Source organism: Streptomyces sp. NPDC054842, from assembly GCF_053611025.1.
The window spans coordinates 1-22,420 of record NZ_JBSGZN010000034.1 but is presented as its reverse complement, the minus strand read 5'-3'; the positions used below and the strand labels follow the sequence as shown (position 1 = coordinate 22,420).

The window sequence follows — 22,420 nt, the reverse complement described above, 5'->3', positions numbered from 1 at the left end:
GGGGGTTAAACGACAGCGGGGCGAACCTGGATCCCCGCGGGGGCTGAGGGCGGGGGGCGGGTGCCCCGCCGCACGGGGGCGGACCCGGCCGTCTCCGACCGGGGGCAGTGCGGACCTCAGTCCAGCAGTCCCCAGCGCATCGCGCACGTCACCGCGGCCGTCCGGTCGTCGACCCCCAACTTGCCGAAGGCCCGCAGCAGATGGGTCTTCACGGTCGACTCGCCGATGAACAGGCGCCGGCCGATCTCGGCGTTCGTGCACCCCTCGGCGACCAGGGCGAGCACCGCGGTCTCCCGCTCGGACAGCCGCGGCCGCTCCGGTCTGGAGCGCAGCCGGTCCACCAGCCGGGCGGCCACGGACGGGGCCAGTACGGTCTCGCCCCGCGCGGCGGCCCGCACCGCCGCCGCCAGCTCACCGCGCGGCAGATCCTTCAGCAGATAGCCCGCCGCGCCCGCCTCCACCGCCCGCAGGATGTCGCCGTCCGTCTCGTACGTGGTGAGCACGATCACCCGGCACGGCAGCCCCGCCCGGGTCATCCGCGCGATCGACTCGACGCCCCCGCCGCCCGGCATCCGCAGGTCCATCAGGACGATGTCGGGCAGGAGTTCGGCGGCCAGCGCCTCCGCCCGCGGCCCGCTCGACGCGTCCCCGACCACGTCGAGACCGGGCTCGGCGCCGAGCATCGCGCGCAGCCCCTCGCGTACGACGGGATGGTCGTCGGCCAGCACGATCCGGATCACAGGGCGCTCCTCCCGGGCGGTACCGGAAGCCGGACGGTCACCAGGGTCCCCTCGTCGGGCGCGCTGCTCACCCGGGCCGTGCCGCCCGCCTCCGCGGCCCGCGCGCGCAGCCCGGCCAGACCGTGGCCGTCCGCCGGTGCCGCCGGGTCGAAACCGCGCCCGTCGTCCCGTACCGAGACGGTGACCGCCTTGTCGGCGTACGCCAGCGTGAGGCCGACGACGGCCGAAGTCCCGGCGTGCTTACGGGCGTTGGTGAGCGCCTCCTGACAGGAGCGCAGGGCGACCACCTCGGTCCCGGCGGGCAGCGCGCGCACGGCACCCGTCACATCGAGGGCGGCGTCATGGCGTGCGGCGAGCCGGCGCAGCGCGTCGGGCAGCGAGGCGCCGTCGAGGTCTGCGGGCCCTGACCCGGCCACCAGGGCCCGCGCCTCGGCGAGGTTCTGCCGTGCCGTCCGCTCCATGAGCGCCAGATGGCGGCGCGCCTCGGCGGGATCGCCGTCGATTTCCGCCTCGACGGCCTGGACGAGCATCAGCAGGCTGGTGAAGCCCTGGGCGAGGGTGTCGTGGATCTCCCGGGAGAACCGCTCCCGCTCGGCCAGCGCGCCGTGGGCGGCCGAGAGCCGGGAGATCTCGTGGCGGCCCGCGTCCAATTCCGCGATGAGCGCGGCGCGTTCGTGGCTCTGCTCGACGACCCGCGCGGTCCAGCCGCCGACGGCCGCCGAGAAGACGAGGGTCACCACGCCGAACACCAGGTTGTAGAAGGCGTCCTCGCCGCCCGGCCGCCAGAGCAGGAGCCACCCGGCCACCGGCGCGAGATTGAGGACGGTCACGGCCGGCAGCGCCCGGCGCGGGCTCAGCGCCATGAAGCACTGGGGGACGAGCGCGAACGTCATCAGACGGGTCTCGCCGACAAGGATCCCCGACGGCAGGAACAGCGCCATGGCCCCGGCCAGGTACCGCAGCGCCCGGCGTTCGTCGGGCGGGTCACCGCCGAACACCGGCCGCCCCACCACCACGTACCAGGGGACCAGCAGGGCGAGCAGGGCGGCCGAGGCGAACCGGTAGGGCGGCCCCGGCCGCGCCGTACCGAGCACGAAGACCAGCGTGGCCAGCCACACGATCGCGAAGTACGAGTCCCAAAGCCGGAACGAACGGTCCCAGGCATACGCACCGCGCGCGCCGCCCGGGCCCGTCATCCCTCGCGCCGGTTCTTCCACCGGAAGGTCAGCAGACACAGCAGCAATCCTCCGGCGCACCACGCCCCGAGCACCAGGGCCACGCGGCCGTACTCCCAGTCACCCGCCTGCTCCAGGACGCGCGCCGAGTCGGGCAGGAAGACCCCGCGCAGACCCTGGCACATCCACTTCAGCGGGAACAGGGCGGCGAAGGCCAGCATCCAGTCCGGCACGGTGCCGACCGGGACGTACACCCCGGAGACGAACTGGAGCACCAGGAACGGGAGCACGATCACCGAGGTCGCGCTCCTGCCGGACGCCGGGAGCGAGCCGACCGCGACGCCGAGCAGGGAGCACGCCGTCAGGCCCAGGACGAAGATCCAGACGAGCGTGCACCAGCCGCCGATGCCGACGGGGGCGGCCGCGCCGAACAGCGTGACCCCGGTGAGGAGCAGGACCGCCGTCTCCAGGACACCGGTGACGAGAACCAGCCAGATCTTCCCCAGGAAGTACGCGGCGGGCGGCATCGGCGTCGCGCGCAGCCGGCGCAGCACCCCTTGGTCCCGCTCGACCGCGACGGAGACGCCGAGGGACTGGAAGCCGACGGACATGATGCCCGCGGCCGTCATGGCGGGCACGTACAGCTGGGCCGCCGTGACGCCGGCGCCGCGCACGTCGTCGCCGAAGACCGAGGCGAAGAGGAACAGCAGGACGACCGGGAAGGCGAGGGTGAAGACCACCTGGTCGCGCCGGCGGAAGAACTGCCGCAGTTCCAGGGCGCCGCGGGCGAGTCCGAGGCCCCAGGCGCCCGGAAGCCGCTGCGCGGAGCGGTTCCCGGCGTGGACCGCTTCCCCGGCCGTCGTGGTCATCGGGTGCCCTCCTGCCCGGTCAGCCGCAGATAGTGGTCCTCCAGGGTGGGACGGTTCACGCGCAGTCCCGGTACCTCCCCGCCGAACCGGCCCGCGAGTCGCGCCACCGCCCGCGTCGGCGCCTCGGTGTCCTCGCGGCACGGGGTGCCGTCGGCCTCCGTCCACTCGACGGTCGCCGCGGTGCCGTGACGCTCCCGCAGGGCGGACGGGGACCCCTCGGCGACCACCCGTCCCCGCACGACGACCGCGATCCGGTCCGCGAGCGTCTCCGCCTCCTGGAGGTGGTGCGTGGTCAGCAGGATCGTCGTGCCCCCGGCGGCCAGTTCCCGGACCGTCTCGCCGAAGCGGCGCCGGGCGGCGGGATCGAAACCGGTCGTGGGCTCGTCCAGCAGCAGCAGTTCCGGACCGCCCGTCACGCCCAGCGCCACGTCCAGCCGGCGCCGCCCGCCGCCGGAGAGCGCCTGGATCCGGGTGTCCGCCTCCTCCTGGAGACCGACCAGGGCGATGACCTCCTCCGGGTCTCGCGGATCGGGGTAATACCGTGCGAAATGCCGCACCGTCTCGCGCACCGTCAACTCCGCGGGCGCCGATTCGCCCTGCCGGACGACGCCGACCAGGGACCGCCACGCGCGCGTGCTCCTCGCCGGGTCCTCGCCCAGCACCAGGACGTGCCCCGCGTCGCGCACGCGGTCGCCCTGGAGGATCTCCACCGTGGTGCTCTTCCCGGCGCCGTTGGGCCCGAGCAGGCCGAACACCTCCCCGCGCCGGACGCCCAGGTCGATGCCGTCCACCGCCGTCACGTCCCCGTACCGCTTGCGCAGTCCCCGTACGTCCACCACGAGCCTGTCCGCGTCTGTCGTCATGCCGACCAGCGTCGGCGCGAACCGAACGCTCCGGGACGACCGTCCGTACCTCCTTATGTCCATCGAACGGTGGACACGCGGGCGCGTGCGGCACAATGACCGTGCCCGCAGAGCCCCCCACCCAGCAACGGATCGGCGTGATGAGCAAGACGACAGTCAAGGACGACGTCTCCCTCGACGACAAGCGCGTCGACGTCCCGCGGACGGTGGGCGGCAGCGCGGCCCTCGCCCTGCTGCTCGTGATCACCGGTGCGGCCGGTCTGCTCGCCGCCTGGGTCATCACGATCGACAAGTTCAAGCTGCTGGAGGACCCGGGCTTCGTACCGGGGTGCAGCCTCAACCCGGTCGTCTCCTGCGGCAACATCATGAAGAGCGACCAGGCCTCGGTCTTCGGGTTCCCCAACCCGATGCTCGGACTGGTCGCCTACGGCGTCGTCGTCTGCGTCGGCGTCAGCCTGCTCGCCAGGGCCACCTTCCCGCGCTGGTACTGGCTGACCTTCAACGCCGGCACCCTCTTCGGCGTCGGATTCTGCACCTGGCTCCAGTTCCAGTCCCTGTACCGGATCAACTCGCTGTGCCTGTGGTGCTGCCTGGCCTGGGCCGCCACGATCCTCATGTTCTGGTACGTGACCTCGTCCAACGTCCGCAACGGCTTCCTGCCCGCCCCGCGCTGGGTGAGGAGCTTCTTCGGCGAGTTCACCTGGGTGCTGCCCGTCCTGCACATCGGCATCATCGGCATGCTGATCCTGACCCGCTGGTGGGACTTCTGGACCAGCTGACCCCGGCGGACTCCCGGTCCACCGGGCCCGGAGGCGTTGTCAGTGGCGTGACATAGGGTTTCGTACGTGGAGCCCGACCTGTTCACCGCCGCAGCCGAAGAACGCCAGGAGAAGGACCCGTCCAGCAGCCCCCTGGCGGTCCGGATGCGCCCGCGCACCCTCGACGAGGTCGTGGGCCAGCAGCACCTGCTCAAGCCGGGCTCGCCCCTGCGCAGACTGGTCGGCGAGAGCGGCGGCGGCCCCGCCGGACCGTCCTCCGTGATCCTCTGGGGCCCGCCGGGCACCGGCAAGACCACCCTCGCCTACGTCGTCTCCAAGGCCACGAACAAGCGCTTCGTCGAGCTGTCCGCGATCACCGCGGGCGTCAAGGAGGTGCGCGCGGTCATCGAGGGCGCCCGCCGCGCCACCGGCGGCTTCGGCAAGGAGACCGTCCTCTTCCTCGACGAGATCCACCGCTTCAGCAAGGCCCAGCAGGACTCCCTCCTCCCGGCTGTCGAGAACCGCTGGGTCACCCTGATCGCCGCGACCACGGAGAACCCGTACTTCTCGGTGATCTCCCCCCTCCTGTCCCGCTCGCTCCTGCTGACCCTCGAACCGCTCACGGACGACGACCTGCGCGGACTGCTGCGCCGGGCCCTCACCGACGAGCGCGGCCTCAAGGAGTCCGTCACCCTCCCCGGGGACACCGAGGAGCACCTGCTGCGGATCGCCGGCGGCGACGCCCGCCGGGCCCTGACGGCGCTGGAGGCCGCCGCCGGGTCCGCGCTCGACAAGGGCGAGCCGGAGATCACCCTCCAGACCCTGGAGGAGACGGTCGACCGTGCCGCCGTCAAGTACGACCGCGACGGCGACCAGCACTACGACGTCGCCAGCGCCCTGATCAAGTCCATCCGCGGCTCGGACGTGGACGCCGCCCTGCACTACCTGGCGCGCATGATCGAGGCCGGCGAGGACCCCCGCTTCATCGCCCGCCGCCTGATGATCTCCGCCAGCGAGGACATCGGCCTCGCCGACCCGAACGCGCTGCCGATCGCGGTCGCCGCCGCCCAGGCCGTGGCCATGATCGGCTTCCCGGAGGCCGCGCTCACGCTCAGCCACGCCACCATCGCCCTCGCCCTGGCCCCCAAGTCGAACGCCGCGACCACCGCGATCGGCGCCGCCATGGAGGACGTCCGCAAGGGCCACGCCGGCCCCGTGCCCGCCCATCTGCGCGACGGGCACTACAAGGGCGCGGCCAAGCTCGGCCACGCGCAGGGCTACGTGTACCCGCACGACCTCCCCGAGGGCATCGCCGCCCAGCAGTACGCCCCGGAGGAGCTCAAGGACCGGGAGTACTACACACCGACCCGGCACGGCGCGGAGGCGCGCTACGCGGACGCGGTGGAGTGGACCAGGAAGCGCCTCGGTCGAGGGCGGTCCTGACCACCCTGTAGACTCCCTGAAGCGCTGCGTCCCGTGTCCGGCTCCGGTCGGCACCACCAGAACGGGACATCCAGCCGGAACCCGTGCGCCGCAAGGCGCGGGGGATCCAGGAGCGTCGCGCACCGTCGAAGGTGTCGCGGGCAGCCCACCACCCTCCCGGACCTCCGGGAACAGGTCGGTGGGCCACTCGCGTGCTGCACGTATGTGCCCAGACCAGGGAGCGGCTGCCCGGCAGGCCCGTCAAGGGCCCGCGGGGTTTCCCCGGCTGCGGATTGCGACCTCCCCTAACCCTGGTGAAGCCGTATTCACATCAGAAATATGAGGTGTTTGGTTCATGGCGAACCAGTCCCGCCCCAAGGTCAAGAAGTCGCGTGCCCTCGGCATCGCGCTGACCCCGAAGGCCGTCAAGTACTTCGAGGCCCGCCCCTACCCGCCGGGTGAGCACGGCCGCGGCCGCAAGCAGAACTCGGACTACAAGGTCCGTCTGCTCGAGAAGCAGCGTCTGCGCGCGCAGTACGACGTGTCCGAGCGCCAGCTCGTCCGCGCCTACGAGCGTGCCGCGAAGACCCAGGGCAAGACCGGTGAGGCCCTGGTCATCGAGCTCGAGCGCCGTCTCGACGCGCTGGTCCTGCGTTCGGGCATCGCCCGCACGATCTACCAGGCCCGCCAGATGGTCGTCCACGGCCACATCGAGGTCAACGGCCAGAAGGTCGACAAGCCGTCCTTCCGCGTCAAGCCGGACGACGTCGTCATGGTCCGTGAGCGCAGCCGCCAGAAGCCGCTGTTCGAGGTCGCGCGTGAGGGTGGCTTCGCCCCCGACGGCGAGACCCCGCGCTACCTCCAGGTGAACCTCCGCGCCCTGGCCTTCCGCCTGGACCGCGAGCCGAACCGCAAGGAGATCCCGGTGATCTGCGACGAGCAGCTCGTCGTCGAGTACTACGCCCGCTGATCCTTCGGCGGACGTGGCACCACCGCGTGTCAGCCCGCCGTCTCCCCGCCCTTCCGGGTGGGCGAGGCGGCGGGCTTTCGCATGTCCACCGGCGCCGGCACCGTCCGCGGCGCCGGCACCGCGCCCAGCGTCCGCTCCCCGCGCCGCCCCAGTGCCCGGCCCACCGCCGCCTCCTGCCCCAGCCGCGCCCCGGCCCGTACGCACTCCTCGTACCGCTCGTCACCCAGCCGCTCCCGGGCGGTCGCCTCGCAGCGTTCGTGCGGCGCGTTGTAGTGCGCCGAACCGAACAGCGGCAGGCCCACCGACGGCCACATCCGGGACGCCGCGCCCTGCAGCACCGCGGCCTCGGCGGGATCGCCGTCCTCCGCGGTGACGAGCGCGAGCAGTTCCACGGCGAGGACCGTGCCGAGCAGATCGTGGAAGGCGTGCCCGATACCGAGGCACTCCTCCAGCAGGTCCCGGGCCCGCCGCCGGTCGCCCTCGGTCCAGGCCCCGTAGGCCAGCACGTACAGCGCGTACGCCAGCGCCCAGCGCTCCCCGTGGTCCTCGCACACCCGCCGGACGTCCTCGCACAGCTTCACCGCGCCCGGCAGGTCACCCCGGAACGCCTTCGCCATCGCCAGCTCGACCTGGCCCATCAGGACGTTGCTGTTGAGCTCGCCGATCTCGTGATAGCGGTCCAGCGCCGAGCTCAGCAGGTCCTCCGCGCGCGGCATGTCGTCCGTCACCAGCGCCAGACACCCGGTGCGGTGCTCCGCGTACGCCACCGCCGTCGCGTTCCCGGTCCGCTCCGCCTCCTCGCGGCACTCCTGGAGCGCGCCGAGCGCGGCCACCGGGTCGCCCTGGAGGACCGCCACGTAACCGAGCACCCACAGCGCCTTGAGCCGGGACTGCTCGTACGCCCCGTCCTCCGGGGCCGGCTCGACGCTGCGGTCCAGCCAGTGCCGCCCCTCGGCGAGCCTGCCGCAGCCAACCCAGTAGAACCAGAGGCTCCCCGCCAGGTACTGGCCCAGGTGCGTCTCGTCCGGCTCGGTCAGACAGTGCTCCAGGGCGCACCGCAGATTCGGCAGCTCCGCCTCGACACGCGCGGCGATCTCCCCCTGGCGCGGCGAGAACCAGTCCAGCTCGCACCAGGTGGCCAGCCCCATGAACCAGTCGCGGTGGCGGCGCCGCAGCCGGTTCGCGTCCCCCATGGCCTCCAGCCACTCGGCGCCGTACGCGCGGACCGTGTCCAGCATCCGGTAGCGCACGCCGACGGGCGTCTCCTCGCGGGAGACCACGGACTGGGCGAGCAGCTCGCCGAGCACGTCCAGGACGTCGTCGGCGGGCAGGCCGTCGCCGCTGCACACGTACTCGGCGGCGTCCAGGTCGAACTCGCCCGCGAACACCGACAGGCGCGACCAGAGCAGCCGTTCCCGCGGGGTGCACAGCTCGTGGCTCCAGCCGATCGCCGTCCGGAGGGTCTGGTGGCGCGCCGGCACGTCCCGCCCGCCGCCCGTCAGCAGCCGGAACCGGTCCTCCAGGCGCGACAGCAGCTGGGCGGGGGAGAGGGTGCTCAGCCGGCCGGCGGCCAGCTCCACGGCGAGCGGGATGCCGTCGAGGCGACGGCACAGCTCCAGGACGTCGGGCCGGTTCGCCTCGCCCACCGCGAACCCCGGCACCCGGGCCGCCGCCCGCTCCGCGAACAGCTCCAGGGTCTCCGGCCCGGTCATCGGCGCCAGCGGGAACAGCCGCTCGCCCTCGACGTCCAGCGGCCGGCGCCCCGCGGCGAGCACCCGCAGCCCCGGCGCCGTCCTCAGCAGCTCGCCCACCAGCGAGGCGCACGTGTCCACGAGGTGCTCGAAACCGTCCAGGACCAGCAGGAGTTGGCGCTCGGCGAGATGGGCGGCCAGCACCTCGCGGGGCAGCCGGGAGGTGTGGTCGGTCAGGCCGAGCGCCTCGACGACCGCGTACTCGACGAGTTCCGGCTCGCGGACCGCCGCCAGCTCCACCCGCCACGCCCCGCCGGACAGCTCGGCCCGTGCCGCCGCGTGCGCCGCGAGCCGCGACTTGCCGACACCCCCCATGCCCGTCACGGTCACCAGCCGCGCCGAACGCAGGGCCTCGTCCAGCCGCCGCAGTTCGGCCGACCGCCCCACGAACGCGTTGAGTTCCAGGGGCAGATTGCCGGGGGGCGATGAGCCCGCGCGCCGGGCCGGGTGAGATCGGTGCATGGGATACGGAGCGTACCGACCCGTACGCGCTCCGTACAATCGGTTCGCCGGAACTCCCGCCGGGGGCCGCGGTAATCCGGTGCGGAGCCGCGGCCCCGGCGCGATAGGCTCGGGGGACGACTTTTCGATGTCAGGCACGTATCAGGGAGCGGGTGCAATCAGTGTCCGGTGGAGAGGTGGCCGGGATCCTGGTGGCCGTGTTCTGGGCGATCCTGGTCTCCTTCCTCGCCGTCGCGCTGGCGAGGCTGGCCCAGACGCTCAGGGCGACCACCAAGCTCGTGGCGGACGTGACCGACCAGGCCGTCCCGCTGCTGGCCGACGCCTCGACGGCGGTGCGCTCCGCACAGACCCAGATCGAGAGGGTGGACGCCATCGCCTCCGACGTCCAGGAGGTCACGTCGAACGCGTCGGCGCTCTCCACGACGGTCGCCTCCACCTTCGGCGGCCCCCTGGTGAAGGTCGCGGCGTTCGGTTACGGCGTCCGCCGGGCACTCGGGGTCCGACGTGAGAACGAGCCACCCAGGGCGTCCCGCCGCACCGTGATCGTGGGACGCACCGTCCCGTCCGCGCGACGGGGAAAGCGGAAGAAGGACTGACGCAGCGATGTTCCGCCGTACGTTCTGGTTCACCGCGGGCGCAGCCGCCGGCGTATGGGCCACCACCAAGGTCAACCGCAAGATCAGGCAGCTGACGCCCGAGAGCCTCGCGGCACAGGCCGCGAACAAGGCGATCGAAGCGGGCCACCGGCTCAAGGACTTCGCGCTCGACGTCCGCGAGGGCATGGCCCAGCGCGAGGCCGAACTCGACGAGGCACTCGGGCTGAACGCCGAGGCGGACCCCGCACTGCCCGCACCGCGGCGCGTCGCCGCCATCGAGAACCGCAGCAACCCCAAGTACGTCGAGAGGTCGACGTACTCGTACAACCGGAATGAGGACCACTGATGGAGTCGGCCGAGATTCGCCGCCGCTGGTTGAGCTTCTTCGAGGAGCGCGGTCACACCGTCGTCCCTTCGGCGTCGCTCATCGCGGACGACCCGACTCTGCTCCTGGTCCCCGCGGGCATGGTCCCCTTCAAGCCGTACTTCCTCGGTGAGGTCAAGCCGCCGTTCTCGCGCGCGACCAGCGTGCAGAAGTGCGTGCGCACCCCCGACATCGAAGAGGTCGGCAAGACCACCCGCCACGGCACCTTCTTCCAGATGTGCGGCAACTTCTCCTTCGGCGACTACTTCAAGGAAGGCGCCATCACCCACGCCTGGGAGCTGCTCACCTCGCCCCAGGACAAGGGCGGTTACGGGCTCGACCCGGAGCGCCTGTGGGTGACCGTCTACCTGGACGACGACGAGGCCGAGAAGATCTGGCGCGAGAAGATCGGCGTGCCGGCCGAGCGCATCCAGCGCCTCGGCAAGAAGGACAACTACTGGTCCATGGGCGTCCCCGGGCCCTGCGGCCCCTGCTCCGAGATCAACTACGACCGCGGCCCCGAGTTCGGCGTCGAGGGCGGCCCGGCCGTCAACGACGAGCGCTACGTGGAGATCTGGAACCTGGTCTTCATGCAGTACGAGCGCGGCGAGGGCACCTCGAAGGAGGACTTCGAGATCCTCGGCGAGCTGCCCAGCAAGAACATCGACACCGGCCTCGGCCTGGAACGCCTCGCGATGATTCTGCAGGACGTGCAGAACATGTACGAGATCGACACCTCCATGGCCGTCATCCGCAAGGCCACCGAGCTGACCGGCGTCGAGTACGGCGCCGCCCACGGCTCCGACGTCTCGCTGCGCGTCGTCACCGACCACATGCGCACCTCGGTGATGCTCATCGGCGACGGCGTCAGCCCCGGCAACGAGGGCCGCGGCTACGTGCTGCGCCGCATCATGCGCCGCGCCATCCGCAACATGCGGCTGCTCGGCGCCACCGGCCCCGTCGTCAAGGACCTCATCGACGTCGTCATCGAGATGATGGGTCAGCAGTACCCGGAGCTCGTCTCCGACCGCCGGCGCATCGAGACCGTCGCCCTCGCCGAGGAGGCCGCGTTCCTCAAGGCCCTCAAGGGCGGCACCAACATCCTCGACACCGCCGTCACCGAGACGAAGTCGGCCGGCGGCACGGTGCTCTCCGGCGACAAGGCGTTCCTGCTCCACGACACCTGGGGCTTCCCGATCGACCTCACCCTGGAGATGGCCGCCGAACAGGGCCTCTCCGTGGACGAGGACGGCTTCCGCCGCCTGATGAAGGAGCAGCGGGAGCGCGCCAAGGCCGACGCCCAGGCCAAGAAGACCGGCCACGCCGACCTCGGTGCCTACCGCGAGATCGCCGACGCCGCCGGCGAGACCGAGTTCGTCGGGTACACGCAGACCGAGGGCGAGTCCACGATCGTCGGCATCCTGGTCGACGGCGCCTCCTCGCCGGCCGCCAGCGAGGGCGACGAGGTCGAGATCGTCCTCGACCGCACGCCGTTCTACGCCGAGGGCGGTGGCCAGATCGGCGACACCGGCCGCATCCGGGTCGACACCGGCGCCGTGATCGAGGTCCGCGACTGCCAGAAGCCGGTCCCCGGGGTGTACGTCCACAAGGGCGTCGTCCAGGTCGGCGAGGTGACCGTCGGCGCCAAGGCCCAGGCCACGATCGACGTGCGCCGCCGCAAGTCCATCGCCCGCGCCCACTCGGCCACGCACCTCACCCACCAGGCCCTGCGCGACGCCCTCGGCCCGACGGCCGCCCAGGCCGGTTCCGAGAACCAGCCCGGCCGCTTCCGCTTCGACTTCGGCTCCCCGTCGGCCGTGCCCACGGCCGTGATGACCGATGTCGAGCAGCAGATCAACGAGGTGCTCGCCCGCGACCTGGACGTGCACGCCGAGGTCATGGGCATCGACGAGGCCAAGAAGCAGGGCGCCATCGCCGAGTTCGGCGAGAAGTACGGCGAGCGCGTGCGCGTCGTCACCATCGGCGACTTCTCCAAGGAGCTGTGCGGCGGCACGCACGTCCACAACACGGCCCAGCTCGGCCTCGTCAAGCTGCTCGGCGAGTCGTCCATCGGTTCCGGCGTACGGCGCATCGAGGCCCTCGTGGGCGTCGACGCGTACAACTTCCTGGCCCGGGAGCACACGGTCGTCGCCCAGCTCCAGGAGCTGGTCAAGGGCCGGCCCGAGGAGCTCCCGGAGAAGATCTCCGCCATGCTCGGCAAGCTGAAGGACGCCGAGAAGGAGATCGAGAAGTTCCGCGCGGAGAAGGTCCTCCAGGCCGCCGCCGGTCTCGCCGAGTCCGCCAAGGACGTGCGCGGCATCGCGCTGGTGACCGGGCAGGTCCCGGACGGCACGAGCGCCGACGACCTGCGCAGGCTGGTCCTCGACGTGCGCGGGCGCATCCAGGGCGGACGGGCCGTCGTCGTCGCCCTGTTCAGCACGGTGGGCGGCAAGCCGCTCACCGTCATCGCCACCAACGAGGCGGCCCGCGAGCGCGGCCTCAAGGCCGGCGAGCTGGTCCGCGCGGCCGCCAAGACCCTCGGCGGCGGCGGTGGCGGCAAGCCGGACGTCGCCCAGGGCGGCGGCCAGAACCCGGCCGCCGTCGGCGAGGCCGTCGACGCCGTCGAACGCCTCGTCGCCGAGACGGCCAAGTAGGGCCGGCGGATGCGCAGAGGACGCCGGCTCGCGATCGACGTCGGGGACGCCCGGATCGGGGTCGCCTCGTGCGATCCCGACGGGATCCTCGCCACACCGGTGGAGACGGTGCCGGGACGCGATGTCCCGGCCGCCCGGCGCCGGTTGCGGCAGCTCGTCGACGAGTACGAGCCGATCGAGGTCGTCGTCGGACTCCCTCGCTCCCTCAAGGGGGGCGAGGGCCCGGCCGCGGTCAAGGTCCGCGCCTTCGCCGAGGAGCTCGCCCGGGGGATCGCACCCGTCCCGGTGCGGCTCCTCGACGAGAGGATGACCACAGTGACGGCCAGTCAGGGACTGCGCGCCTCGGGTGTGAAGTCCAAGAAGGGCCGGTCCGTCATCGACCAGGCGGCGGCCGTCATCATCCTTCAGCAGGCCCTGGAGTCCGAACGGGCGTCAGGCACGGCGCCCGGAGAGGGCGTCGAAGTGGTCATCTGATCGCGATACGGTAACGTTCCGCGCGATGCGGCGGTGTTCGAACAGCCGCCGCACAGCGAAAGAGGCGAACGGGAGCCGTGCCACAAGCGCCAGCAGCCACCGCCTCGCGGCTCTAGGGGATCGATGACTGAGTATGGCCGGGGCCCAGGCTCCGAACCGTGGCATCCGGAGGACCCGTTGTACGGGGACGGCGGATGGGGAGGACAGGCCCACGAGGGCCAGTCCCCCTACGGCGGCCGGCCGCAGCACCATCCGCAGCAGCCGCAGCAGGGCGACTGGGGCACCGGCCCGCAGGCCTCGCACCAGCAGGGCCAGCAGCAGTACGGCGGTCAGGGACCCTACCCCGGCCAGGCGCCGCAGCAGCAGTACGGCGACCCGAACCAGCAGCAGTACGGACAGCAGCAGTACGGCCAGGGCGGGCAGTACCCGGACCAGGGACAGGGACAGCAGTACCCCGGCCAGGGGCAGCAGCAGTACGCCGGCCAGGGGCAGCAGGGTTACGACAACGGCGGCTGGAACACCGGTGCGCACCCCCAAGTCCCGTACCCCGGCGACCAGGTCGACCCGTACGCGGGCCAGCCGGCCGCCTACCCGGGCGGCGAGCAGCCCGACTTCTACCAGACGCCCGACGCGTACCCGCCGCCCGAGCCGCCCGCCCGGCGCCGTGCCGAACCCGAGCCGCAGACGGACTGGGACCCCGGACCCGACCAGGGCGAGCACGCCTTCTTCGCGGACGACGACGATGACGACGATGCCGACGACGGCAGGGGCGGCCGCGGCGGGCGCGGGGACCGGCGGGGCCGCGGCGGCGGCAAGGACCGCAAGCGCCGCAGCGGATGCGCGTGTCTGGTGGTCGTCCTGGTCTTCGGCGGCGGCCTCGGCGGTGTCGGATATTTCGGGTACCAGTTCTACCAGAACCGTTTCGGCTCGGCGCCGGACTACGCGGGCGACGGCACGGGCGAGAAGGTCACCGTCGTCATCCCCAAGGGCGCCCTCGGCTACACGATCGGGCAGAAGCTGAAGGACGCGGACGTCGTCAAGAGCGTCGACGCCTTCGTCGCCGCCCAGTCGAACAACCCCGGCCAGATCCAGCCGGGCTCCTACCTGCTCAACAAGCGGATGTCCGCCGAGAGCGCCGTCGCGCTGATGCTCGACCCGAAGAGCCGGAACAACCTCACGGTGTTCGAGGGCGAGCGCAACGCCCAGGTCTACGCCGCGGTCGACAAGGCCCTCGAACTCAAGAAGGGCACCACCCGGGGCGTCGCCGAGAAGCAGTGGTCCGACCTCGGCCTGCCGTCCTGGGCGAACACCGGCAAGGACATCAAGGACCCGCTGGAAGGATTCCTCTACCCGTCGACCTATCCGGTGGCCAAGGGCATGAAGCCCAAGGAGGTCCTGGAGCAGATGGTCGACCTGGCCAAGGAGAAGTACGCCGAGCTCGGCATCGAGGCCAAGGCGGACGACCTGGACCTGAAGAACCCCCTCGAGGTCCTCACCGTCGCGAGCCTGGTCCAGGCCGAGGGCAAGTACAAGCACGACTTCGAGAAGGTCGCGAGGGTCGTCTACAACCGTCTGAAGCCGAACAACACCGAGACCTACGGCCTCCTGGACTTCGACTCCACGGTGAACTACCTCCGCGGCGAGTCCAAGCTCGCCACCGGGTCCGTCAACGAGCTGCGCCAGCTCAAGGACCCGTACAACACCTACAAGATCAAGGGACTGCCGCCCGGGCCGATCGGCAACCCCGGCCAGGTCGCCATCGAGGCGGCGCTCAAGCCGGCCAAGGGCAACTGGTACTACTTCGTCTCCGTCAGCGCGGACAAGACGCTCTTCGCCGAGACGAACGAAGAGCAGAACCGCAACCGTGAGAAGTACCTCGACGAACAGAAGGGCCAATGAGCGGCACCGGTGGCGGGAGCGGGCGCAGAGCGGGCGTCCTCGGCTCCCCGATCGCGCACTCCCTCTCCCCGGTCCTGCACCGGGCCGCGTACGCACGGCTCGGCCTCGACGGCTGGACCTACGACCGGTTCGAGGTGGACGAGGAGACGCTCCCCGGGTTCGTCGAGAAGCTCGGCCCGGAGTGGGCGGGACTGTCGCTGACCATGCCGCTCAAGCGGGCGGTCATCCCGCTGCTGGACGAGATCAGCGAGACGGCCGCCTCCGTCGAGACGGTGAACACGGTCGTCCTCACCGCGGACGGGCGGCGCGTCGGCGACAACACCGACATCCCGGGGATGGTCGCCGCCCTGCGCGAGCGGGGCATCGAGGAAGTCGGCTCGGCCGCCGTGCTCGGCGCCGGCGCCACCGCGTCCTCCGCGCTGGCCGCGCTGGCCCGGATCTGCACCGGCGAGGTCGTCGCGTACGTGCGCAGCGCGGCCCGCGCCGCCGAGATGCGGCAGTGGGGCGAGCGGCTCGGCCTCGACGTGCGGACGGCGGACTGGGCGGACGCGGCACAGGCCCTGCGCGCGCCCCTGGTGATCGCCACCACCCCGGCGGGCACCACGGACGCGCTGGCCTCCGCCGTGCCCGAACGGCCCGCCACGCTGTTCGACGTGCTGTACGACCCCTGGCCCACCGACCTCGCCGCCCGCTGGTCGGCCTACGGCGGTGCCGTGGTCGGCGGGCTCGACCTTCTCGTGCACCAGGCGGTGCTCCAGGTCGAGCAGATGACCGGGCGTTCACCCGCGCCGCTGGACGCCATGCGCAAGGCGGGCGAGCACGCCCTCGCCGGCCGCTGAGGCGCCCACGCGCTCCGGAGCCCCGTCCGCCTGATGGACCTGCGGCCGGTCACCGCCGCCGGACGTGGGAGGATCGGAAGCGGCGGGCCAGGGCCGCGCACCCGGTCGCGCCGTCGCCGTACGCGAGGACGCGTGTACGCAGCAGCAGTACCAGGGCGCGAGCATGAGGAGCACCGTTGAGCAGGTTGCGCTGGCTGACCGCGGGGGAGTCCCACGGCCCCGCACTCGTCGCGACGCTGGAGGGACTTCCCGCCGGCGTACCGATCACCACGGAGATGGTGGCGGACCACCTCGCCCGGCGGCGCCTCGGCTACGGACGCGGTGCCCGGATGAAGTTCGAGCGTGACGAGGTCACCTTCCTCGGCGGCGTCCGGCACGGCCTCACCCTCGGCTCACCCGTCGCGATCATGGTGGGCAACACCGAGTGGCCCAAGTGGGAGCAGGTCATGGCGGCCGACCCGGTCGCCCCGGAGATCCTCGCCGACCTGGCCCGCAACGCCCCGCTGACCCGGCCCCGGCCCGGCCACGCGGACCTCGCGGGCATGCAGAAGTACGGCTTCGACGAGGCCCGGCCGATCCTGGAGCGCGCCTCCGCACGGGAGACCGCGGCCCGCGTCGCGCTCGGCGCGGTGGCCCGCTCGTACCTGAAGGAGACGGCCGGGATCGAGATCGTCAGCCACGTGACCGAGCTGGCGGGCGCCAAGGCCCCGTACGGGGTCTACCCCACGCCCTCCGACGTGGAGCGGCTCGACGCCGACCCGGTGCGCTGCCTCGACGCCGACGCGTCGAAGGCGATGGTCGCGGAGATCGACCAGGCCCACAAGGACGGCGACACCCTGGGCGGTGTCGTCGAGGTGCTCGCCTACGGCGTACCGGTCGGCCTCGGCTCGCACGTCCACTGGGACCGGCGGCTCGACGCCCGGCTCGCCGCCGCGCTCATGGGCATCCAGGCCATCAAGGGCGTCGAGGTCGGCGACGGCTTCGACCTGGCGCGGGTGCCCGGTTCCCAGGCGCACGACGAGATCGTCCACACCGAGGACGGCATCCGCCGCTCCACCGGCCGCTCCGGCGGCACCGAGGGCGGCCTGACGACCGGTGAGCTCCTGCGCGTACGGGCCGCCATGAAGCCCATCGCGACCGTGCCGCGCGCCCTGGCCACCATCGACGTGGCCACCGGCGAGGCCGCCAAGGCCCACCACCAGCGCTCGGACGTGTGCGCGGTCCCGGCCGCCGGCATCGTCGCCGAGGCCATGGTGGCGCTCGTCCTGGCCGACGCCGTGGCCGAGAAGTTCGGCGGCGACAGCGTCCCCGAGACCCGCCGCAACGTGACGTCGTACCTCGAGAACCTGGCCATCCGGTGAGCCCCGCGCCCCTGGTCGTGCTGGTGGGACCGATGGGCGTCGGCAAGTCCACGGTGGGCGCGCTGCTCGCCGGGCGGCTGGGCTGCGCCTACCGGGACACCGACGACGACATCGTGGCCGCCGAGGGCCGCACCGTCGCCGACATCTTCGTCGACGAGGGCGAGGCCGCCTTCCGCGCCGTGGAGAAGCGCGCGGTGCGCCGGGCGCTCGCCGAGCACGACGGCGTACTGGCGCTCGGCGGCGGCGCGATCCTCGACGACGAGACGCGGACGCTGCTCGCCGGACACCGGGTCGTCTACCTCTCGATGGACGTCGAGGAGGCGGTCCAGCGCACCGGGCTGAACTCGGCGCGGCCCCTGCTCGCGGTCAACCCGCGCCGGCAGTGGCGCGAGCTGATGGAGGCCCGCCGTCACCTGTACACCGAAGTGGCCGGCGCGGTGATCCCCACCGACGGCCGCACCCCCGAAGAGGTCGCCCAGGCGGTCCTCGACGCACTGGAGTTGAAGGAAGCATGAGCGAGGCAGTGACCCGGATCCACGTCGGCGGCACGGCGGGCACCGACCCCTACGAGGTCCTGGTCGGCCGCCAACTCCTGGAAGAGCTCGGCGGTCTGATCGGCGAGAGCGTCAAGCGCGTCGCGGTCATCCACCCCGAGGCGCTGGCCGACACCGGTGAGGCGCTCCGCGCCGATCTGGCCGGGCAGGGCTTCGAGGCGATCGCCATCCAGGTGCCGAACGCCGAGGAGGCCAAGACCGCCGAGGTCGCCGCCTACTGCTGGAAGGCGCTGGGCACCTCCGGCTTCACCCGCACCGACGTCATCGTGGGCGTGGGCGGCGGAGCCACCACCGACCTCGCCGGGTTCGTCGCGGCGACCTGGCTGCGCGGTGTGCGCTGGATCGCCGTCCCGACCACCGTGCTGGCCATGGTGGACGCCGCCGTCGGCGGCAAGACCGGCATCAACACCGCCGAGGGCAAGAACCTGGTCGGCGCCTTCCACCCGCCCGCCGGGGTCCTCTGCGACCTGGCCGCGCTGGACTCCCTGCCGGTCCACGACTTCGTGTCGGGACTCGCGGAGGTCATCAAGGCCGGCTTCATCGCCGACCCCACGATCCTGGAGCTCATCGAGTCCGATCCGCAGGCGGCCCGCACCCCGGCCGGACCGCACACCGCCGAACTCATCGAGCGCTCGATCCGGGTGAAGGCCGAGGTCGTCTCCGGGGACCTCAAGGAGTCCGGGCTCCGGGAGATCCTCAACTACGGGCACACCCTGGCCCACGCCATCGAGAAGAACGAGCGCTACCAGTGGCGCCACGGTGCGGCCGTCTCCGTCGGCATGCACTTCGCCGCCGAACTCGGCCGGCTGGCGGGCCGCCTCGACGACGCCACCGCCGACCGGCACCGCACGATCCTGGAGGCCGTCGGGCTCCCGCTGCACTACCGGTACGACCAGTGGCCCAAGCTGCTCCAGAACATGAAGGTCGACAAGAAGTCCCGCGGCGACATGCTGCGGTTCATCGTCCTCGACGGGCTGGCCAAGCCGACCGTCCTGGAGGGTCCCGACCCGGCCGTCCTGCTCGCCGCCTACGGCGAGGTGGGCGAGTAGGTCCGCTCCGGACCGGTTGGTCCGGTTCGGCTCCGCCCGCTCGGGCCGCGGGCACTTCGCGCCCTCCCCGGCCGTTCACACAACGGCGGCCGGGGACGGTACCGTTCGGTACGGAGCGGGGTTCGGCCCCGCTGCCAGCGCCCATTGCCTGCGGCGAGCGAGTCGAGGGCGTGTCGGTGTCGAGGGGGAGAGCGCCAGGACCCGTGGGTCCGGGCGCGGCCGGGTTCCCGGCGGTCGACGCGGACGCCCCGGAGGCGAGCGAGCCGAAAGACACGAGACGGAGTGGCACCGGATGCAGCACGCAGTGGGGGCTCCGCTGCCGCCGCCCCATCAGCCGGGGCACGGACCGGCCGTCGGCTGGTCACCTGCCGGACAGCACCCGGGACCCGGTCCCGTACCCGCGCCCGCTCCGGGCTTCGCGGCAGCGCCCGTACCCCCCGGGGTCCCGCCCGCCCAGGCCCCGCACCAGCCCCCGGCGCAGCACGTGCCCGCGCCGCCCCCGAGGGACACCACCGGCCATGTGCAGCTGCCCCCGGGCGGCCCCGTGGCCATGCCGTCCCCGCCGGCCGCCCCGGGCACCCCCGACCCGGCCGCCACGACGCTCGCGGTCCTGCTCATCGGTCCGGCCGGCGCGGGCAAGACCAGCGTCGCCAAGTACTGGGCGGAGCACCGCCGGGTCCCCACGGCCCACATCAGCCTGGACGACGTGCGCGAATGGGTCCGCTCGGGCTTCGCCGACCCCCAGTCGGGATGGAACGACCACTCCGAGGCGCAGTACCGTCTCGCCCGCAGGACCTGCGGCTTCGCCGCACGGAACTTCCTGGCCAACGGCATCTCCTGCATCCTCGACGACGCCGTGTTCCCCGACCGCCCGGTCGTCGGCCTCGGCGGCTGGAAGCGGCACGTGGGACCCGGCCTGCTGCCGGTCGTCCTGCTCCCGGGCCTGGAGATCGTCCTGGAGCGCAACGCGGAGCGCTCCGGCAACCGCCGCCTCAGTGACGAGGAGGTCGCCCGCATCCACGGCCGGATGGCCGGCTGGTACGGCTCCGGGCTGCCGATCATCGACAACTCGCAGCTCGACGTGCCGGCCACGGCGCGGATCCTGGACGACGTCCTGGCCCGCTCCATCGCCAGCCCGCCCCAGTGGTGACCCGCGGCACCTGAACACCGCGGCCGTGCCGCATCCGGTGCGCCGCCGCGGGCGGGTGCTGCCCGCCGCCCGGTCGGCCCCGCTGGACCGGCGGTATCCGGCCACCGCTCGTAGGCTCGGAACATGTCAGAGGTGTACGCGGCACGCCGCGAGCGGCTCCGGGAACGCAGCACGTCGGGCGGCAGCGCCGCGGCGCTCGTCACCCGCCCGGCCAACGTGCGGTATCTCGCGGGCACGGCGCCGCACGGCGCCGTCCTGCTGCTCGGCAGGTCCGAGGACCTGCTGCTCTGCGCCTCCCTGCCGAGCGGCGACCCCGTGGAGGGGCGGCCCGACGAGAACCTGCGGATGCAGCTGCTCGCCGCGCCGGGCGGGGACGCGGCGGTCGCGGCGGCCGGCCTCGCCCACGCGCAGGGGGCGGAGTCCCTCGCGGTCGAGGAGCACGATCTGACGGTGCGGCGGCACCGTGCCATCGGTGCGGTGGCCCCCCGGCTGCGGCTGGCGGACCTGGGCGGCGCGGTGGAGCAGCTGCGCGTCGTCAAGGACGAGGAGGAGATCTCCTGCCTGCGCATCGCCGCCGAGATCGCCGACCAGGCCCTGGGCGAACTCCTCGAATCCATCCTGGTGGGCCGTACCGAACGCCACCTCGCACTGGAGCTGGAGCGTCGGCTGGTCGACCACGGCGCCGACGGCCGGGCGTTCGCGACCTCCGTCGGCACCGGGCCGAACTCCGGGCGCCGGGGTCACCGGCCCACCGACCGGCGGGTCGAGGAGGGCGACTTCCTCTCCGTCTGCCTGGGCGCCGTGTACCGCGGCTACCGTTGCGAGATCGGCCGGACGTTCGTCATCGGGACCTCGCCCGCGGACTGGCAGATCGAGCTGTACGACCTCGTCTTCGCCGCTCAGCGCGCCGGACGAGAGGCGCTGGTGCCGGGCGCCGCCTACCGCGACGTGGACCGCGCGGCCCGTCAGGTACTGGACTCCGCCGGGCACACCGAGGGCCTTCCGGCGCTGACCGGGCACGGTGTCGGGCTCGAAATCGACGAGGACCCGCAGTTGGCCCGCGCGGCCATGGGTAAACTGGACGCTTGCGTGCCGGTCACCGTCGAACCGGGGGTCCACCTTCCGGGCCGGGGCGGTGTCAGGATCGATGACACGCTCGTCGTGCGCCACGAGGCGGACGGCGGACCCGAGCTACTCACCATCACGACCAAGGAGCTGCTCGCGCTGTAGCGCGTGTCTTCTGGTCGTCCACGTCAGTCCAGGAGATTCCGCAACCGTGGCTTCCACGAACGACCTCAAGAACGGCCTGGTGCTCAAGCTCGAAGGCGGCCAGCTCTGGTCCGTCGTCGAGTTCCAGCACGTCAAGCCCGGCAAGGGCCCGGCCTTCGTGCGCACCAAGCTGAAGAACGTGCTCTCCGGCAAGGTCGTCGACAAGACGTTCAACGCCGGCGTCAAGGTCGAGACGGCCACGATCGACAAGCGAGACATGCAGTTCTCGTACATGGACGGCGAGTACTTCGTCTTCATGGACATGGACACCTACGACCAGCTCATGGTCGACCGCAAGTCCGTCGGCGACGCCGCCAACTTCCTGATCGAGGGCTTCACCGCCACCGTCGCGCAGCACGAGGGCGAGGTGCTCTTCGTCGAGCTGCCGGCCGCCGTCGAGCTGACCATCCAGGAGACCGAGCCCGGTGTCCAGGGCGACCGCTCCACCGGTGGCACCAAGCCCGCCACCCTGGAGACCGGCCACCAGATCCAGGTGCCGCTCTTCATCACCACCGGTGAGAAGATCAAGGTCGACACCCGTACGAGCGACTACCTCGGCCGGGTGAACAGCTAACCGTGGCTGCCCGCAACACGGCCCGCAAGCGCGCCTTCCAGATCCTCTTCGAGGGCGACCAGCGCGATGTGGACGTCCTGACGGTCCTCGCGGACTGGATCCGGCACTCCCGGTCCGACACCCGGCAGCCGCCGGTCAGCGAGTACACGATGCAGCTGGTCGAGGGGTACGCCGAGAAGGCCCGCCGGATCGACGACCTCCTCGCGCAGTACTCCGTCGGCTGGACCCTCGACCGGATGCCGGTCGTGGACCGCAACGTCCTGCGTCTCGGTGCCTACGAGCTGATCTGGGTCGACGAGACCCCGGACGCCGTGGTGCTGGACGAGGCGGTCCAGCTGGCGAAGGAGTTCTCCACGGACGAGTCGCCCGCGTTCATCAACGGCCTGCTGGGCCGGCTGAAGGAACTGAAGCCGTCGCTCCGCCGGGACGAGGCATAGCAACGGCATCTCCCGCGGGGGGATTCTTGTCGTACGGCGCCGCATGACGACGTACGAGACGCCGGAGGGCCCGCAGCACCACCTGGTCGCCGAAGACGACGCCGAGGGTCATGAGCCCGAGGACACTGCGCGCGTCGACCGGGTCCTTCCCGTCGGACGCGACGGTGACGGGCAGCCCGGTGGCGGCGGC

22 protein-coding genes are annotated in these 22,420 nt (G+C 72.4%); 16 read left to right on the top strand and 6 right to left on the bottom strand.

The genetic code is table 11. The annotated features are described in order from the left end of the window. Nucleotides 1-116: 116 nt before the first annotated feature. From ACWGIS_RS24760 to ACWGIS_RS24745, 4 genes are read right to left on the bottom strand one after another with little or no spacing between them, the layout of a single operon-like run. Nucleotides 117-740, bottom strand: coding sequence for a response regulator (locus ACWGIS_RS24760; protein WP_453364653.1), 624 nt, complete (start codon nucleotides 738-740; stop codon nucleotides 117-119). Beyond that, entirely contained in the window at nucleotides 737-1,936 is a 1,200-nt protein-coding gene (locus tag ACWGIS_RS24755) for a sensor histidine kinase (RefSeq protein WP_453364652.1), read from the bottom strand. Before ACWGIS_RS24755 ends, ACWGIS_RS24760 begins: the two co-directional genes overlap by 4 nt. Further along, on the bottom strand, nucleotides 1,933-2,784 hold the full coding sequence (locus ACWGIS_RS24750) for an ABC transporter permease (RefSeq protein WP_453364651.1): 852 nt from the start codon (nucleotides 2,782-2,784) through the stop codon (nucleotides 1,933-1,935). The genes ACWGIS_RS24755 and ACWGIS_RS24750 overlap by 4 nt, the downstream gene beginning before the upstream one ends. After that, on the bottom strand, nucleotides 2,781-3,647 hold the full coding sequence (locus ACWGIS_RS24745; RefSeq protein ID WP_453364650.1) for an ABC transporter ATP-binding protein: 867 nt from the start codon (nucleotides 3,645-3,647) through the stop codon (nucleotides 2,781-2,783). Before ACWGIS_RS24745 ends, ACWGIS_RS24750 begins: the two co-directional genes overlap by 4 nt. A gap of 140 nt (nucleotides 3,648-3,787) precedes the next feature. Here ACWGIS_RS24745 and ACWGIS_RS24740 point away from each other — a divergent pair, with 140 nt between their 5' ends. The 3 genes from ACWGIS_RS24740 to rpsD all read left to right on the top strand — a co-directional run bounded on the left by ACWGIS_RS24740 (nucleotide 3,788) and on the right by rpsD (nucleotide 6,797). Then, nucleotides 3,788-4,426: a vitamin K epoxide reductase family protein gene (locus ACWGIS_RS24740; RefSeq protein ID WP_453364649.1), complete on the top strand. Its 639-nt coding sequence runs from the start codon at nucleotides 3,788-3,790 to the stop codon at nucleotides 4,424-4,426. A 66-nt stretch (nucleotides 4,427-4,492) separates the two neighbouring features. Continuing rightward, the gene (locus tag ACWGIS_RS24735) at nucleotides 4,493-5,848 is read left to right on the top strand and encodes a replication-associated recombination protein A (protein ID WP_453364648.1); all 1,356 of its coding nucleotides are present in this window, start codon (nucleotides 4,493-4,495) and stop codon (nucleotides 5,846-5,848) included. Nucleotides 5,849-6,182: 334 nt separating this feature from the next. Further along, nucleotides 6,183-6,797 (top strand): 30S ribosomal protein S4, encoded by a 615-nt coding sequence (gene rpsD, locus ACWGIS_RS24730; RefSeq protein WP_010988245.1) that lies wholly within the window; start codon nucleotides 6,183-6,185, stop codon nucleotides 6,795-6,797. A 29-nt stretch (nucleotides 6,798-6,826) separates the two neighbouring features. Here rpsD and ACWGIS_RS24725 read toward each other — a convergent pair whose 3' ends face one another. After that, nucleotides 6,827-9,010, bottom strand: a complete 2,184-nt coding sequence (locus ACWGIS_RS24725; protein ID WP_453364647.1) for an ATP-binding protein — start codon at nucleotides 9,008-9,010, stop codon at nucleotides 6,827-6,829. A gap of 161 nt (nucleotides 9,011-9,171) precedes the next feature. Here ACWGIS_RS24725 and ACWGIS_RS24720 point away from each other — a divergent pair, with 161 nt between their 5' ends. The 13 genes from ACWGIS_RS24720 to nusB all read left to right on the top strand — a co-directional run bounded on the left by ACWGIS_RS24720 (nucleotide 9,172) and on the right by nusB (nucleotide 22,230). Continuing rightward, nucleotides 9,172-9,606, top strand: coding sequence for a DUF948 domain-containing protein (locus tag ACWGIS_RS24720; protein WP_355782105.1), 435 nt, complete (start codon nucleotides 9,172-9,174; stop codon nucleotides 9,604-9,606). A 7-nt stretch (nucleotides 9,607-9,613) separates the two neighbouring features. Next, nucleotides 9,614-9,952 (top strand): DUF6167 family protein, encoded by a 339-nt coding sequence (locus tag ACWGIS_RS24715; protein WP_453364646.1) that lies wholly within the window; start codon nucleotides 9,614-9,616, stop codon nucleotides 9,950-9,952. Further along, nucleotides 9,952-12,624, top strand: a complete 2,673-nt coding sequence (alaS, locus tag ACWGIS_RS24710; protein ID WP_453364645.1) for an alanine--tRNA ligase — start codon at nucleotides 9,952-9,954, stop codon at nucleotides 12,622-12,624. Before ACWGIS_RS24715 ends, alaS begins: the two co-directional genes overlap by 1 nt. Before the next feature lie 9 nt (nucleotides 12,625-12,633). Continuing rightward, nucleotides 12,634-13,098: a Holliday junction resolvase RuvX gene (ruvX, locus tag ACWGIS_RS24705; RefSeq protein ID WP_453364644.1), complete on the top strand. Its 465-nt coding sequence runs from the start codon at nucleotides 12,634-12,636 to the stop codon at nucleotides 13,096-13,098. A gap of 123 nt (nucleotides 13,099-13,221) precedes the next feature. Then, nucleotides 13,222-14,997, top strand: a complete 1,776-nt coding sequence (mltG, locus tag ACWGIS_RS24700) for an endolytic transglycosylase MltG (protein WP_453364643.1) — start codon at nucleotides 13,222-13,224, stop codon at nucleotides 14,995-14,997. Beyond that, the gene (locus ACWGIS_RS24695) at nucleotides 14,994-15,836 is read left to right on the top strand and encodes a shikimate dehydrogenase (RefSeq protein WP_453364642.1); all 843 of its coding nucleotides are present in this window, start codon (nucleotides 14,994-14,996) and stop codon (nucleotides 15,834-15,836) included. The genes mltG and ACWGIS_RS24695 overlap by 4 nt, the downstream gene beginning before the upstream one ends. Before the next feature lie 176 nt (nucleotides 15,837-16,012). Beyond that, the gene (aroC, locus tag ACWGIS_RS24690; protein ID WP_453364641.1) at nucleotides 16,013-17,197 is read left to right on the top strand and encodes a chorismate synthase; all 1,185 of its coding nucleotides are present in this window, start codon (nucleotides 16,013-16,015) and stop codon (nucleotides 17,195-17,197) included. Beyond that, nucleotides 17,194-17,712, top strand: coding sequence for a shikimate kinase (locus tag ACWGIS_RS24685; RefSeq protein WP_453364640.1), 519 nt, complete (start codon nucleotides 17,194-17,196; stop codon nucleotides 17,710-17,712). The genes aroC and ACWGIS_RS24685 overlap by 4 nt, the downstream gene beginning before the upstream one ends. Further along, nucleotides 17,709-18,800: a 3-dehydroquinate synthase gene (gene aroB, locus ACWGIS_RS24680; protein WP_453364639.1), complete on the top strand. Its 1,092-nt coding sequence runs from the start codon at nucleotides 17,709-17,711 to the stop codon at nucleotides 18,798-18,800. The genes ACWGIS_RS24685 and aroB overlap by 4 nt, the downstream gene beginning before the upstream one ends. 292 nt (nucleotides 18,801-19,092) lie before the next feature. Then, nucleotides 19,093-19,950, top strand: a complete 858-nt coding sequence (locus tag ACWGIS_RS24675) for a Pro-rich N-terminal domain-containing protein (protein ID WP_453364638.1) — start codon at nucleotides 19,093-19,095, stop codon at nucleotides 19,948-19,950. Nucleotides 19,951-20,073: 123 nt separating this feature from the next. Continuing rightward, nucleotides 20,074-21,180 (top strand): M24 family metallopeptidase, encoded by a 1,107-nt coding sequence (locus tag ACWGIS_RS24670; protein WP_453364637.1) that lies wholly within the window; start codon nucleotides 20,074-20,076, stop codon nucleotides 21,178-21,180. Between the two features lie 46 nt (nucleotides 21,181-21,226). Beyond that, the gene (efp, locus tag ACWGIS_RS24665; RefSeq protein WP_121404421.1) at nucleotides 21,227-21,793 is read left to right on the top strand and encodes an elongation factor P; all 567 of its coding nucleotides are present in this window, start codon (nucleotides 21,227-21,229) and stop codon (nucleotides 21,791-21,793) included. 2 nt (nucleotides 21,794-21,795) lie between these two features. Next, nucleotides 21,796-22,230 carry a transcription antitermination factor NusB gene (gene nusB / locus ACWGIS_RS24660; protein ID WP_453364636.1) on the top strand — a complete coding sequence of 145 codons (435 nt, stop codon included), beginning with the start codon at nucleotides 21,796-21,798 and terminating at the stop codon, nucleotides 22,228-22,230. Here the strand turns inward: nusB and ACWGIS_RS24655 are convergent. Then, a complete protein-coding gene (locus tag ACWGIS_RS24655; RefSeq protein ID WP_453364708.1) occupies nucleotides 22,169-22,405 on the bottom strand; it encodes an HPr family phosphocarrier protein in 237 nt (78 codons plus the stop codon). The genes nusB and ACWGIS_RS24655 overlap by 62 nt on opposite strands. Nucleotides 22,406-22,420: the final 15 nt, after the last annotated feature.

Excerpts from the sequence above, each read along its gene's own strand:
- ACWGIS_RS24675 (WP_453364638.1), top strand. The coding sequence starts at position 19,093 with ATGCAGCACGCAGTGGGGGCTCCGCTGCCGCCGCCCCATCAGCCGGGG.
- ACWGIS_RS24725 (WP_453364647.1), bottom strand. The coding sequence starts at position 9,010 with ATGCACCGATCTCACCCGGCCCGGCGCGCGGGCTCATCGCCCCCCGGC.
- aroB (WP_453364639.1), top strand. The coding sequence starts at position 17,709 with ATGAGCGAGGCAGTGACCCGGATCCACGTCGGCGGCACGGCGGGCACC.
- alaS (WP_453364645.1), top strand. The coding sequence starts at position 9,952 with ATGGAGTCGGCCGAGATTCGCCGCCGCTGGTTGAGCTTCTTCGAGGAG.
- ACWGIS_RS24670 (WP_453364637.1), top strand. The coding sequence starts at position 20,074 with ATGTCAGAGGTGTACGCGGCACGCCGCGAGCGGCTCCGGGAACGCAGC.
- ACWGIS_RS24755 (WP_453364652.1), bottom strand. The coding sequence starts at position 1,936 with ATGACGGGCCCGGGCGGCGCGCGCGGTGCGTATGCCTGGGACCGTTCG.
- ACWGIS_RS24715 (WP_453364646.1), top strand. The coding sequence starts at position 9,614 with ATGTTCCGCCGTACGTTCTGGTTCACCGCGGGCGCAGCCGCCGGCGTA.
- rpsD (WP_010988245.1), top strand. The coding sequence starts at position 6,183 with ATGGCGAACCAGTCCCGCCCCAAGGTCAAGAAGTCGCGTGCCCTCGGC.
- ACWGIS_RS24750 (WP_453364651.1), bottom strand. The coding sequence starts at position 2,784 with ATGACCACGACGGCCGGGGAAGCGGTCCACGCCGGGAACCGCTCCGCG.
- ACWGIS_RS24695 (WP_453364642.1), top strand. The coding sequence starts at position 14,994 with ATGAGCGGCACCGGTGGCGGGAGCGGGCGCAGAGCGGGCGTCCTCGGC.
- ACWGIS_RS24745 (WP_453364650.1), bottom strand. The coding sequence starts at position 3,647 with ATGACGACAGACGCGGACAGGCTCGTGGTGGACGTACGGGGACTGCGC.
- ruvX (WP_453364644.1), top strand. The coding sequence starts at position 12,634 with ATGCGCAGAGGACGCCGGCTCGCGATCGACGTCGGGGACGCCCGGATC.
- mltG (WP_453364643.1), top strand. The coding sequence starts at position 13,222 with ATGACTGAGTATGGCCGGGGCCCAGGCTCCGAACCGTGGCATCCGGAG.
- ACWGIS_RS24740 (WP_453364649.1), top strand. The coding sequence starts at position 3,788 with ATGAGCAAGACGACAGTCAAGGACGACGTCTCCCTCGACGACAAGCGC.